This is a genomic window from Lysinibacillus sp. HST-98 (assembly GCF_016757845.1).
In the GTDB taxonomy this organism is placed as follows: Bacteria; Bacillota; Bacilli; order Bacillales_A; family Planococcaceae; genus Lysinibacillus; species Lysinibacillus capsici.
In genome coordinates, this window is sequence record NZ_JAENHX010000003.1 from 50,545 (window position 1) to 64,229 (window position 13,685).

General features: G+C 33.5%; 10 protein-coding genes and 3 pseudogenes. 9 read left to right on the forward strand and 4 right to left on the reverse strand.

Annotated features, from left to right (window positions below):
- Positions 1-66: 66 nt before the first annotated feature.
- Positions 67-1,698, forward strand: a complete 1,632-nt coding sequence (locus JIN86_RS08820; RefSeq protein ID WP_202341732.1) for an ABC transporter permease — start codon at positions 67-69, stop codon at positions 1,696-1,698.
- A gap of 1 nt (position 1,699) precedes the next feature.
- Positions 1,700-2,386, forward strand: coding sequence for an ABC transporter ATP-binding protein (locus JIN86_RS08825; protein ID WP_202341733.1), 687 nt, complete (start codon positions 1,700-1,702; stop codon positions 2,384-2,386).
- Positions 2,387-2,878: 492 nt separating this feature from the next.
- Here the strand turns inward: JIN86_RS08825 and JIN86_RS08830 are convergent, their stop codons facing one another.
- Positions 2,879-3,235: a winged helix-turn-helix transcriptional regulator gene (locus JIN86_RS08830; protein ID WP_202341734.1), complete on the reverse strand. Its 357-nt coding sequence runs from the start codon at positions 3,233-3,235 to the stop codon at positions 2,879-2,881.
- A 125-nt stretch (positions 3,236-3,360) separates the two neighbouring features.
- Between JIN86_RS08830 and JIN86_RS08835 the strand changes: the two genes are divergently transcribed.
- From JIN86_RS08835 to JIN86_RS08850, 4 genes are all read left to right on the forward strand, one after another.
- Positions 3,361-4,083 carry an SDR family oxidoreductase gene (locus JIN86_RS08835; RefSeq protein ID WP_202341735.1) on the forward strand — a complete coding sequence of 241 codons (723 nt, stop codon included), beginning with the start codon at positions 3,361-3,363 and terminating at the stop codon, positions 4,081-4,083.
- A gap of 107 nt (positions 4,084-4,190) precedes the next feature.
- Positions 4,191-4,370: a hypothetical protein gene (locus JIN86_RS08840; protein ID WP_202341940.1), complete on the forward strand. Its 180-nt coding sequence runs from the start codon at positions 4,191-4,193 to the stop codon at positions 4,368-4,370.
- A gap of 454 nt (positions 4,371-4,824) precedes the next feature.
- Positions 4,825-5,997: an ATP-grasp domain-containing protein gene (locus JIN86_RS08845; protein WP_202341736.1), complete on the forward strand. Its 1,173-nt coding sequence runs from the start codon at positions 4,825-4,827 to the stop codon at positions 5,995-5,997.
- A 38-nt stretch (positions 5,998-6,035) separates the two neighbouring features.
- On the forward strand, positions 6,036-7,718 hold the full coding sequence (locus JIN86_RS08850; RefSeq protein ID WP_202341737.1) for a methyl-accepting chemotaxis protein: 1,683 nt from the start codon (positions 6,036-6,038) through the stop codon (positions 7,716-7,718).
- Positions 7,719-8,479: 761 nt separating this feature from the next.
- Here the strand turns inward: JIN86_RS08850 and JIN86_RS08855 are convergent.
- Complete coding sequence (locus JIN86_RS08855; protein WP_202341738.1) at positions 8,480-8,896, reverse strand: hypothetical protein; 417 nt, start codon at positions 8,894-8,896, stop codon at positions 8,480-8,482.
- A 400-nt stretch (positions 8,897-9,296) separates the two neighbouring features.
- Between JIN86_RS08855 and JIN86_RS23510 the strand changes: the two are divergent.
- Positions 9,297-9,395, forward strand: a pseudogene (locus JIN86_RS23510) (helix-turn-helix domain-containing protein); the annotation flags it as partial.
- 268 nt (positions 9,396-9,663) lie between these two features.
- On the opposite strand, the gene JIN86_RS08860 reads toward JIN86_RS23510, so the two are convergent.
- Positions 9,664-10,290 (reverse strand): hypothetical protein, encoded by a 627-nt coding sequence (locus tag JIN86_RS08860; RefSeq protein WP_202341739.1) that lies wholly within the window; start codon positions 10,288-10,290, stop codon positions 9,664-9,666.
- 883 nt (positions 10,291-11,173) lie between these two features.
- Positions 11,174-11,375, reverse strand: a pseudogene (locus tag JIN86_RS23515) (IS5/IS1182 family transposase); the annotation flags it as partial.
- A gap of 441 nt (positions 11,376-11,816) precedes the next feature.
- Between JIN86_RS23515 and JIN86_RS08870 the strand changes: the two are divergent.
- Together JIN86_RS08870 and JIN86_RS08875 are read left to right on the forward strand one after the other, a co-directional pair.
- A pseudogene (locus JIN86_RS08870) lies at positions 11,817-12,275 on the forward strand (Zn-binding domain-containing protein); the annotation flags it as partial.
- A gap of 158 nt (positions 12,276-12,433) precedes the next feature.
- Positions 12,434-13,681, forward strand: coding sequence for a ribonuclease H-like domain-containing protein (locus JIN86_RS08875; protein ID WP_202341740.1), 1,248 nt, complete (start codon positions 12,434-12,436; stop codon positions 13,679-13,681).
- Positions 13,682-13,685 lie beyond the last annotated feature (4 nt).

Here is a 13,685-nt window from a genome sequence, read left to right on the forward strand (position 1 = left end):
AAAAAATATTAAACCCTTGTTGCATGTTGCAGCAAGGGCTTTCTATATATAGAGGTGACAATTAATATGCGAAAGTTCTTTAGCAAAATGAACATCTGGTCATTTTTAGCAATTTGTATCATCCTATTTCTTATTGGCCCCAATCTTACAATTATTGAAGGTCTATTCATGCCTGAAAATGAAAATTGGGTACATATTAAAGAATATATATTAGCTGACTTTATACGTGCATCATTTATTCTAGTATTTTTTACAGGAATTTTAACAATTGTATTGGGTACAAGTCTTGCGTGGCTTATTGCTCAGTATGATTTTCCTTTGCGTAGCTTTTATAAATGGTCACTTATTTTACCCTTGTCTCTTCCTCCATTTATAGCAGCCTATACGTATCACGGCATATTGAATTATACAGGTGTTGTTCAAACAATATTCCGAAACAAACTACATGTCGAAGTTAATACCGCCTACTTCGATATTATGAACATACCAGGAGCTATTTTTATTTATACGATGTTTTTGTTTCCCTATGTATATACAATTGTGCGTGTATTTTTATCACATCAGTCTGCAACTTTAATTGAAAGTGCAAGGATGCTCGGAAAAGGACCCTTCAAAATTTTTTTTCAAGTAGTAGTCCCAATATCCCGAGCGGCAATTATAGGCGGAGTGAGTTTAGTTATTTTAGAGGTATTAAATGACTATGGGGTAGTAAAATATTTCGGTATTCAAACATTCAGTACTGCTATTTTCCAAACGTGGTTTTCGTTAGGTGATATTGATTCTTCATTAAAATTAGCTGCCTCACTTATGGGATTTGTTATTATGATTTTAATTATCGAGAAGTTGCTACGTGGGCGCAAACAGTTTAGCTATGCTACCACTAAAATTAGACCTTTAAAGCTTGTGAAATTACGCGGTGGTAAAGCATTATTAGCAACGATATATTGTACGATAATTTTCAGTCTGAGTTTTTTAATCCCAGTTTTTCAGCTAATCGATTGGTTTATCTTAACATTTGGTCAAATCCCATTTCAGGACTTTTATATTTATGTGAAAAATTCGATCATCGTTGCAGCGATTAGTGCAACAATCATTATTATATTCGCATTAATTATTGGTAACTTTAATCGACTTTTCCAAGGGCGTATAACTAAAGTGTTGACTCGACTATCTATATTAGGCTATTCGATTCCGGGAGCTGTTATAGCAGTGGCTGTTGTCACTGCATTCATTCAACTAGATGAGTGGCTAACACCTCTTTATTTAAAGCTAGGGCTCGATTCCACACTTGTTCTTAGTGTCAGCATTGTGATGCTGATTGCTGCATATATAGTACGTTTCTTTGCAATTGGCTTTAACTCTATTGAGGCAGGTTACGAGAAAATCGGTACGAATTTCCGAGATGCTTCAAGATTATTAGGGGCTGGCATTACAAAAACCTTTTTTAAAGTAGATGTTCCAATGATGAAAGGTGCAATAATTAGCGGTTTCATTCTAGTTTTTATTGATATAATGAAGGAAATTCCACTAACACTCATCTTGAGACCATTTAATTTTGATACCCTTGCTACTAAGGCCTTTCAATATGCAAGTGACGAAAAAATCATGGAAGCCTCACAGGCCTCGTTATTCATCATTGTAATTAGTGCCATTGCGATTTTTATTTTTAATAAGCTACTGGAAAAGGAGTCCAGCTAACATGTACTTATCTATTGACAATTTATGCTTTTCATATCCTTCAGCAAAAAGAGAAACAATCCAATCATTTACGATCACAATTAAAAAGGGCGAGGTCATTTCAATTTTGGGAAGAAGTGGCAGTGGTAAAAGTACGATATTGCGAATATTAGCAGGATTAGAATATGCTAGTAAAGGCTCTTTCTGTATAAATGATGAAGTGATATTCGACAGTAAAACATTTATTCAACCAGAAAAACGTGATATCGGGATGGTGTTTCAAGATTATGCATTGTTTCCGCATATGACAGTTCGTAAGAATATATTATTCGGTATTACAGATTTAACAAAAGAAGATCGCCTTAAAAGATTAAAGGAAGTGTTAGAGCTGGTGGAAATGGAGGAATATGAAAATAGATACCCCCATCAGTTAAGTGGCGGTCAGCAGCAACGAATTGCAATTGCAAGAGCGCTTGCCCCTAACCCTCGTTTACTATTATTAGACGAGCCTTTTAGTAACTTAGATACCGAGCTTCAAGTGAAAATTAGAAAAGAATTACGTGACATTTTAAAGCGCGCAAATATTACATCTATATTTGTTACACACGATGAAGAGGATGCCCATGCTATCGCTGATTTTATCGTGCAATTAAAAAATGGAAGAATCGAACAAATGGGAAATCCTTGCGATCTTTTAAAAAAGGGGTAAAAGATTGTCCTATCTGAACATAGTGTGAAAATATCATTTAACAATTTAGGGTACTGAGAAATTAGAGCTTCACAGTACCTTCTTCTTCTTTGTTTAATAAGGGGGCGGGTTTTGGTAATCAAACTGAGGCTAAAAGTTTTTTATAAAGTGTTTAAAAACTCATGTGTCTTGAAGGTGATAAAACGACCTCTTAAACAAGTGGAAACATTAAAACAGCATTTCTCTGACCGAGAATACTATCAACTTTCTGTCAATAATAACACGTTGATTTCCATCCTTCTCTAACTTAAATCTAACGTGATAAGGGCTTTAATTCTCTCAACTAATTCCCTTTTCTTTGAATTTAAGGATCTCTGTAGCAATAAAGGGAAATCATTTCATAAGCATTAGTTAAATTAAAAAAATCTATTTATCAAAATGCCATTTCTAGAAAATGATACTCCTGAGAATAAAGCAACATATTCTTCAATGAACAAGTAATTGGTTGTTTATTTAATTCTCCTCCAACTCACATAACACACGTTCTAAATGTTCCTTCTTTACATGAGTAATTCCCCATTCACAAATCATATCGAGTAAAGGAATAAGGGACAATCCTTTTTTAGTTATGGAATATTCTACACGAGGAGGAACTTCTGGATATACATTTTTTACTATTAATCCATCCATTTCAAGTTCTCTTAATTGTCTGGATAGTGTTTTATGTGAAATATCCTCAATATATCTTTGAAGCTCTCCAAATCGTTTGAGAGGGTTTTCGTATAGTTCATATAAAATCATTATTTTCCATTTTCCTTGAATAATTTGCATTGTAGCATCAAACTCATTTAAATATTTTTTCTTATCCAATTCGTTGCTCTCCTTTATTAAGTACCTTAAGGTTACTAAGGGACAAAGAGGTGCCTACTTTATCTTAAGTAGATTTAATTGTAAACTGATTTTACTTAGAAATCAAAGAAGGAGTGACAATCAGAATGAAAACAGGATATATTGCAATAACAGGTGCTTCATCAGGTATTGGTGAAGCAACAGCAAAGAAGTTTATACAAAATGGGTATAACGTTTTAGTTATAGCACGTCGTGCACATTTGTTAGATCAATTTACAGGAGATCATGTAATTAAAGCAAGTGTGGATGTAACAGATAGAGAGGCTTTAGATAAAGCTCTTATGGCAGCTGAAGACAAATTTGGACCAGTTGAAGCAATTGTAAATAATGCTGGACGTATGTTATTGGGCGATATCGCTAAACAAAATCCTCTTGAATGGAAAGAAATGTATGATGTAAATGTGTTAGGTATGTTAAATGGAATGCAAGCAGTATTGCCTTCTATGATTGAACGTCAAACAGGAACTATTATTAATGTAAGTTCTATTGCTGGAAAGAAAACATTCGCTGATCATGCGGCATATGTGGGGACGAAATTCGCAGTTCATTCAATGAGTGAAAATGTTCGTGAAGAGGTTTCAAAGCATAACGTACGTGTGATAACAATTGCACCAGGTGTGGTTGAGACCGAGTTACTATCACACACATCTGACGAACAAATTAAAGAGAACTACATAGAATGGAAGGAATCAATTCATGGTGGTTTAAATCCAAGTACAGTAGCAGAAACAATTTATTTTGTATTTAATCAGCCTCAAAGTGTAAATATTAGAGAAATCGTATTAGCACCAACAAAACAACAAGCATAAAATGAAGAGAATAATATAGACTGCTCTCTTTTATTATACTGATGTTATATACTGGTATATTATCGTGAGTAATTATGTATTCTTGCGAAAAAAACGGGGCTGATAGTGTGAGTGAAAAAATGGGGCAACAAACATTATTAGGAGATCTGGAATGGAAAAATCCAATTGAAATGGTCGATATAGAATTGTTTGAAGAGTATATTTATTATAACTGTATTTACTTTAAGTCGCCTGACGAACAAGCCTATATTTCTTTATTGCGAAGGGAAATTTTAAAGCGAATGTGAGATTTATCGAAGGAGTAGCACTAGCTGCTCTTTTTCTTTTTTGGCTCTTGAAAAAACATCCGTTTCTTTAACGAAACGGACGCAATGAGCAGAAATTTTGAGTGATCGATCAATTAACGGAGTTTATTTCCTAGTAGGTAAATTATGGAATTAGTTACACTTAATCATTATGACAAGCACAGGGGCCAGAGCGGAAGTGTCAACGTTGAGTACAAATGAATGCTCCAATACTAAAAAAGATTAACAGTATAAGAGTTTATAGGTAAATATACTTGTTAGTATATAGATATCCTTTTTATTAATTACAATGTAAAATTACCTAAATAATAAAATACGAAACTATGGATATTATAGGTATTTTATATTATTATAGATGATAGTTATTCTAACATACTTTTAATAATTATTTTAGGATATGGATATTTAGAAAAATATACAGATAGGAGTGTAAAAGTTGATAATACTAGATAGACCTTATGTTTCTGATTTATTAGCGCACACAGTTAGTAAGAATAAAATTCCGGTTATCAAATTAAATGAAGTTTTTATACCAAATGAATCTACTATAAGTTTAAAAAAGGTAGACGATTTGTTGATTGAATTAGAGAAGAAGAATTGTCCAATACTCTTTAACTCTGAAAATGGACTTAATATTTTATCTAAATATGCACCTAATCACTACTTAACAATTGTTACAGATGTTTTGAAAAATAAAGTTACTTTCAGGAAAACATTAAGTAGTCATTATAAAGATTTCTTTTTCACAGAAGTATCTCTAAAAGAATTAGAAGAATTAAATTCTGCTTCACTACCTTTCCCTATTATTGTTAAGCCTGTTATAGGATATTCAAGTGTAGGAGTACATCGTATTGATAAGGTAGAAGAATATAAAGAAACTATTGAACAACTTAAGTTTGAAATGGAAGTTACAAGTGCAGAGTATCCAATCGAAGTTATTAATAATCAATCCTTTATAATTGAGAAATTAATTGAAGGTGATGAATACGCTGTTGACGTATATTTTACAGAAGAAGGCGAGCCTGTTATCCTAAATCTTTTTAAAAGAATGTTTAGGCATGAGAAGGACATGAGCGATAGAATTTACTATACGAGTAAGCAAGTAATAAATGAGTCCCTCAACAAAATTCAACAATTTTTAAAAACTATTTCATCGCTCTTCGCATTAAAGCTTGTCCCTATACATATTGAAATTCGCATCGATAATCTCGGACAGATTGTTCCTATTGAAGTAAATCCACTTAGATTTGCTGGTATCGGTACAAATGAACTTGGCGTTTATGCATATGGTGTCAACGCATGCGAGTACTTTTTTAAACAACAAAAGCCTGATTGGGAAAATATAATTAATCAAATGGATGATTCAATTTATAGTTTTTGTTGTGCTGAAATAGATGCATCTATTGATTGTAAGAAAGTTGTGTCTATTAATCATGAAGGGTTTAAACTAAATTTTGAAGAAATTTTAGAATATCGACGGATGAAAGTGAATGAAAGCTCTACTTTTGCTGTAATATTTCATAAATCACCAGATTTAAAAGAAAATACTAGGTTATTGAATTTAGATCTGAATCAATATATTACGTTAAATGAATTGGTATTTGTTTAATAATAGTTAATTTTATATTACAGTTAGGAGCGTTAACGATGTTTAAAGGTATGACAATTAGAAAGAAAATATTATTAAACGTATTAATGCCTATTATTGTTATAAGCACAATTTTTAGTTTTGCCATATTTATTGTAGCTGAGCGTTTAATCGATGGCTATATTATTCCTCAGTTTGAAGAGAGCTTAACAATGAAAATGGAGGACTTTGAAGAGTTATTTGATAAAGAATTAATCAATAGTGCTAAAACAAACAAAAGTGCATATCAAGAACTGTTGTCCAGAGGGAATGACTTTCAAAAAGAGTATGAACTAGAAAATGTGTATATTATGAGTAAAGTAGATAATAAAGAAGTCATTTTATTTTTAGGTAATGACGATAAGTATTTATCACCTCTAGCGTTTACAGATGAACAAAAAGCAGCGCTAGATACAACTAAAATGGTTACAAGTGATATTTATATAGATGATTACGGCGCTCATAAGTCTACATTTTTACAAGTTCCAGGAACAGATTCTGTCTTAGGGTTAGATGAAGATGCAGATTTTATAGTTGATCTGGAAAATTTATTAATAAAAGTATGTGTGTTATTAGCACTTATATTTATTGTGGTAAGTGGTATACTAGCATATTTCACTGCTAAAAGAATTTCTAAACCGTTAAATGAACTTGTAGATTATACTAAAGTAATTGCTGCTGGTGATTTAACACAGGAAATTAAAAATACAAGTAATGATGAAATTGGTCAGCTTGCATCAAGTTTTAATAGTATGCAAGTACAGCTAAAAAAAGTTATAGGTCATGTATCCTCAACAGCAGACTATGTAGCAAGCGGGTCTAAAGAATTGACGCAAAGTATAGAGCAAGTGACAGAAATGGCCAATCAGGTATCAGCAGCAATTCAGGAAGTTTCAGTAAGCAGTGAAATGGTAACAACTGGGGCTATTCAAAATCAAATTGCGATTAGGGAAATATCAGAGGGGATAGTAGAAATCACAGAATCTACTACAAACGTCTCTGATGAATCTATTAGAACATCTGAAGAATCCAATCAAGGTAATCATGTCATTCAACAATCCGTACAAGGAATTGATTCAATTAACGAGCTTTCAAAAGCCTCTATGCAAATGACAGAACAAATGCATCGACGTTCTAAAGAAGTAGGACAAATTACAAATGTTATTACAAGTATTTCAGATCAAATTAATTTACTAGCATTAAATGCAGCTATTGAGGCTGCTCGTGCAGGTGAATACGGAAAAGGATTTGCTGTTGTCGCAGATGAAATAAGACATTTAGCAGAACAATCTGCCCAATCGGCTAATGACATAACTAAATTAATCTCTGAAATGCAAAACAATTCTAATGAATCTGTTGAAGCTATTACGAGAGTAGTAGATGAAATTAATCATGAGACTATCGCAATAAGATTGGCTGGAGATACTTTTCAAAAAATCTCATCTCTAATTTCAAACATTAGTATGCGAACGCAATCAATTGCTTCCACAGTAGAACAAATATCAGCAAGCTCTGAACAAGTATTAGGGACTACTGAGACAACTGTGCAATCATTGGAGCAAACATCAGCAGGTACCCAAAATATTGCTTCAACTATGCAAGAGCAATCTGCTTTTATGGAAGAAATGCTGGGAACAGCTAATCAAGTAAATGAGATGGTTGAAAACTTGAAAGGTCAAATTGCACATTTTAAAATTAAGTAATCTAAGCGAAGTTAAAAGGATTTCTTGAAATTACAACCAGGAATGTATGTTCTGATGGAGGAGTAAGTGAATTGAAAGTTGTGAAGACAATGTCTTTGTCTTATTAGTAGATTCTTATATGAAGATTATTTCAGAGGTCTTAGATTTTACAAATATTCTAGAGCAAAAAGGATTATCACCAAATACCGTAAAATCCCCACTTAGAAGACGCACTGACCTAGAGAAATGAGACAAATAACAACACCTTTCGTTGAAAAACTGGTATAAGCATAACCAAACAATCAACGAAGGTGTTTTTTCTAGGGGAACAAGAGCAAGTTATCCAATAGAAGTAAAAATGAAGGTGATTGAAATGAGATTAGCAGGAGCCCTGGTAATGAAGGGAAAAGGAAGAGGCGAGCAAGGGGGGGACGCATACTCCAAAAAGTGGTCTATGGCAACGATTATTTCATATAAATATGCTGGTTAATTCTGTGATAAAGAAGCAAAACTCGAGCCTAGGAAAACATAGAAAGGTTGCAAAATTGTACGAAGACAAGAAGTTTCAGAGATTCAAAATGGTATTATATAAGAAATCTTTAATAATTTGTCTAAAGATTCATGTCCAAATATGTAAGTAGACATGATCTACGGACACTAGAACACTCGAAAAGTTATTAAAAAAAGAAGAAGCATTGAATCGAAAACGAATGATTTCATATGGTGGATTGATGGAAGAAATACATAAGCAATTGAATTTGGACGACGTCGAAGATGGCGATTTAATACGGGTGGATATGAGGATTTAGACGTTGAAGAAAAAGCGTATTCGATTGTGGCTCAGTGGAACTGGGAGATGCATAATTATTTAATTCGTTAGGAAAATCAATAAAAGTTGATGATTGGAGAGTGATATCAGTTTTATTGCGACGCATTGTTGCCATTTGTAAATTCGCTTCAAGTGGACCATAATGTTTGAAAAACGCTTCGACAGGTTTTGATTGGATGTCTGTTGCTTCAAATACTATATCTGGTGCTTGTCCATCTTGCTTCGTCATCTCTTCCATTCGTTCGAGTAATCGATCAAAATCACTCCGTGTATGATGTAACACACCTTCAAAATCACAATGGTGGTGACCATCATAAATCGGAACGGTACTTTTTCCTTTACTAATATCTAACGCACTGACATGTTTCATCTCATCCCTCTCCCTGTTACCAATCATAGAAGTCATCACAGTACCTTATCGATTCCACTTTCTTATACACGATCTCTTAGGACCCAACATACTAAGCTGATCCATATAAAGGCATGAAGTTAGCAGGTTTTATATACGGACTCACAAATGGTCCCAGAGGCTAGTCAGCTTTTCTTCACTTCTACTAATGTTAGTATGTTTTGTTTTTTTGACGTCTGTTTTTTATTCTTTGATTGGAGGGTATTTCATATCTTCTTCAATACTCCTTCCGTCATCTAATACAATCAAATTAATCTTTTTGGTTTTTGCATTATAAAAATACTCGTATACATATGAAGACGGTTCATCTTTATATGTTACAGTAATATCATACCCTCCGCGTGTTTAAAGCACGTGGGCGCTAGGTGGACGTTCGGAAAAGTATGGTTCAAAAGATATTGAAATGATGAAAGCTTTAATTTAAAGTGGCACAACGATTAAAGATGTTGCGGAAAAGTGAGGTGTGTCTCTCACAACGATTTATCGCTATTTAGAAAAACAATAAATCGGAAAGGTTGATATCTATGCAAAATGAACAACATCCATTAACAGCTTTTTCAGAAGAACAGCGGCAAGCAGCAGTAGTAAAGTATAAAATTATTGCGCCTTATCTTTAGCCTGATATTTTTTATAACGAAAAAAATCACACGGAAGTCTATCTGAAGTAAACATTAGAGTGAAGAACTTATTTATGAAAAATTAATAATATGAAATAAAGAAATCCCAAATCAATAATCAAGAATTTTAGAAATCCAATCTTTTACATATAATTCTTTTTGTGAGTTTGTAAAATTTATAGGTAGTGAAAGAGATTGTAACTTTTTAGGTAGAATGTGTATCTTATTTCGAATCATTTGATTATCAATTGACTCATTATCGATAAAAAATATGTACTGACCTTCGATTTTTTCTCGGTATACAGATAAGCAGTCCAATGTCCTATACAACCGTGTAGAAAAAATACTGCCTTTTAAGTCAACATCGAAATGTGCACGCACACCGAACTGACATCGAATATGCTTTCCTGAAAGCTTACGTAATTCTTTTTCAAACTCAATCAATCGCCTTTCATTCACATAATACGTTTCTGTGTAATAGTGGCCGTCTAAGTCTTTTTTTATATCAGAGTCATATTTATCATATTTAACTTCCATGATTTTACCACCATGTTCTTGAGCTCCAATTAATAAATGTTTATCAATGAGATGTTGAATCGCTTGATTATCTAAGTCTGTCCCATAACTTAAAATGGTCAACTGGTTACGTAATTTGGTTAACAAACTAAACATCTCCTGGTTATTCTTTAACTTCCATCCTATACGAGGACTATAAATCAAGTAATCACCAAGATTCATTCGTTTCACTCCCTAAATTGATTAAATTTCTTGTCAGTATTATACTACTAAATTACTTTAATAGCCATTTGAAATAAAAATAGTTATAAATAATATTTTTTAACTAATTACTCTCTTTTTTTTTGTAGTTATTTTAAAATAACAGTATTAAAAGGCTCTTGGTTTCACGACCTGTTTAAGGGGTACAGCCAACGATTAGAGAATTTTATATTATAATCAAATTTTAACCTCAAAAAGTTGGTTCCTGTATAATAAGAAACCGACCCTTTAGGCTGGTTTGTTTAACTATCCCATCTTTTAAAAGAAAACTCTATAAAAATTCTTCTTCAATCTCCAATATTACCTTCCACTACAATATTTAACATTTTTTTGTATTTATATATTTTACAATAATATAAACCAGAGTAAAAATTAGCCTAATGAATAAATAATAAAACTTTTTTTGAGAATAAACTATTAGACAGTTCGTTGTACTTTATGAAAAAACTATTTCAATCACATAAGGAGAAAAGTAATAGTAGATTAAGTTTTAGGTGAGACTGATATATATTTTATTTACACCATTGTATAAAAGTAAGAAATTTAGACAATTCTATTATTATATTTAACTAATAATAGAAGATATGAAATGCTGGTGTAATGTAATTGGAAAGAAGTTGTTTATTTTCAATTGAACCAATTGGAATTAGAACAATTAAAGTGGAATCCCTTAGCAGTTATATTTCTAGATTGAAAGACGCTCACTGCGTGACAGTAGGTGATATTATGAAACATATAATTGCTCCCAAGCTAAACAATAAATACATTAATAATATGGTATTTAAAGGTGGACATGGTTTTTATAAATCATCATCTGCCATTAACGGTCATGGAAACATCGCAGATCAATGTAACGTGCAAATATACTCACAATCATGGCACCGTAATTCAATTCACTCAGCGCGCCTAAGTGGGATTTCTTGTTGATTTCATAGAAGATGATGTCCAAGTCGATGGCAGCCGTGATCTCTTCGTATTTTTGGGTAGGTTCCATTTCATATAATTCTTCCATGCTAAATAGGCTTCTGTTGTCTTATAATGGTCATAGGGAGTACTCCTCCAGTCTTTTTGGGATGTTTTGGTCGACTACAATTATACAAGACTTGGGGAGGTACTTCCTTTTTTATGTCTATAAACCCTTGGGAGACAAGGGTCTGGAATTATGAAATTCATTCTCATACGTAAACAAAATCTACTTATTTTGATTAAACTTAATTTAAACTGAGTGGATTTCTTCTATATAGAATTAATGTTCATGACTTGCTTTTAATCAAAATTTCTTCCAAACCAACAGAAGTTTAGGTATCTAAACCCGAATTCAACCGAAGGTGCTTTTTTTTTTATTTTGTCTATACTGTTGGGGTCAGTCCTGTTAAATGCTATGCTTTTTCTTTAAACATTAGCACACTAGAATTGTCATTAAACGTCACCTATAGCTTTTCTGTGAATTGGAGACTTGTATATCTTAACTTATGTTAAATCACACATTTATTAAAATACGCTTCGGCACACATGACAATATTGGCTCAGGACCTATACATCTACCGCCAGATGAAATGCATACAAGTGCTTCGTGGCTATCGTTTACAGCACCAGATAAATGGACAGAGGAAGAGCTAACAGATGCTATGACTGGAGTAGCTTACGCGATGAATGCCTTCATTCCTTTGTTTATTCAGTGTGATAGTAGTGATGTAGCCGTTGTACCGCAGGTGAAGGCCACACATAATGAGCGGCCAACATTTTTTGTCTATGATAAGTATCCTGGTGGCATCGGCTTAAGTGAAAAGGTATATGAACTATGGGAAGAGCTAATCATGAAAACATATGAGCATGTTACAAATTGTGCATGTGAATCGGGCTGTCCTTCCTGTATTGGGGCACAAGAATCATTGCTTCAAACAAAAGGAAAGGTAGCTAAATTACTGCAACAATTAATGGCATAGTAAACTGAGGGTGAGGAACGCCAATTTGTTCTTTCACCCTCTTGTTTGTATTCATGGTAAATCGATTTTCAACGAAGAATATTTTGAATGAGGTTAACAATCATGATACTCTTGCAAGAGAGATGTCTTATACAATAAGCAGAAAATGAGTGAAATTCATGTCTTACGAAAATAAAATATTACAAATGAAAAAAATGCTAGGAAAAAAACCGATGTCCGCCAAAAAAGTTGAAGAACCAGCGTTCCAGAAACCTGCTAGGCCAAGCTACACAGAGCAATGGAAACAGGCGGGATTAACGGTTGTTGAAAATGATTTCGGCATCGTATTTAAGCGACAGGTAAGCTATCCGTTTAGCTATCGGCATGGACATTATCAACTGCAATCATTCTTTGAAGCCCTGAAAAAATGGCAAGATGCTGAGTTTGATCATCCTTATGCGCTCGATATGGAAGAGTCCGTCTTATTTTTTGACACGGAAACAACAGGTTTAAAGGGTGTTGGGACCCATATTTTTTTGCTTGGATTTTTAGAAGTAGCTGAAAAATCCTTTATCCTCACACAATATATTATGGCAGATCCTGCACATGAAGCAGCCTTCTTATTTGAATCCAAGCTTTGGCAAAAGTCAGCTACTGTGATTACCTATAATGGGAAAAGTTTTGATTGGCCACAGCTTGAAACACGATGGACATTGCATCAAAAAACCTTACCAAAATTACGCTCTCAGCGACAGATCGATTTGTTGCATAGTTCGAAGCGTTTATGGAAAAATGATATGGAGCGCTTAAAATTAAAATCTGTCGAGGAAGAAAAGCTTGGTTTTTCGCGTAAAGGGGATATTCCAGGCCATCTCGCACCTATTATTTATTTGGATGCAGTAAAAAGTGGCATTCCAGATGCACTTATAAAGGTTTTGCATCATAATGAGTGGGATTTACTATCACTTATTACACTGTATAGTCATTCTACGTTTTTATTGTTCGAGCAGGACCATGAAGAATCGGCAAAAACTTTCACCAACATTGGGAAATGGTATGGTGATTTAAGAGAAAGCACACAAAGTGTGAGGATTTTAGAAAAGGTGACATCGACATTTGATGCACTAGAAGCGGGCCATGCTCAATATTATTTAGCTTTACAGCACAAGAAGAATAAACGCTATAGTGAAGCTATTGACTCATTCGTGGCCTCCCTTCATTTTGTTGAAGCAAGAACAAAGTTACATGCCCTTGAGCAGCTAGCCATACTTTATGAGCACAAAATGAAGGATTATGAGCAGGCCCTTTATTATACGCAAGAAGGCATACGTCTCATTCGAAATAATGGGCAATGGAGAGCAGAACAAAAACAAAAATGGGAAATTTCTTGGGAAAAGAGACTACACAGATTAGGAAATAAGAAATAAATTC

Excerpts from the sequence above, each read along its gene's own strand:
- JIN86_RS08820 (WP_202341732.1), top strand. The coding sequence starts at position 67 with ATGCGAAAGTTCTTTAGCAAAATGAACATCTGGTCATTTTTAGCAATT.
- JIN86_RS08825 (WP_202341733.1), top strand. The coding sequence starts at position 1,700 with ATGTACTTATCTATTGACAATTTATGCTTTTCATATCCTTCAGCAAAA.
- JIN86_RS08835 (WP_202341735.1), top strand. The coding sequence starts at position 3,361 with ATGAAAACAGGATATATTGCAATAACAGGTGCTTCATCAGGTATTGGT.
- JIN86_RS08850 (WP_202341737.1), top strand. The coding sequence starts at position 6,036 with ATGTTTAAAGGTATGACAATTAGAAAGAAAATATTATTAAACGTATTA.
- JIN86_RS08855 (WP_202341738.1), bottom strand. The coding sequence starts at position 8,896 with ATGAAACATGTCAGTGCGTTAGATATTAGTAAAGGAAAAAGTACCGTT.
- JIN86_RS08860 (WP_202341739.1), bottom strand. The coding sequence starts at position 10,290 with ATGAATCTTGGTGATTACTTGATTTATAGTCCTCGTATAGGATGGAAG.
- JIN86_RS08875 (WP_202341740.1), top strand. The coding sequence starts at position 12,434 with ATGTCTTACGAAAATAAAATATTACAAATGAAAAAAATGCTAGGAAAA.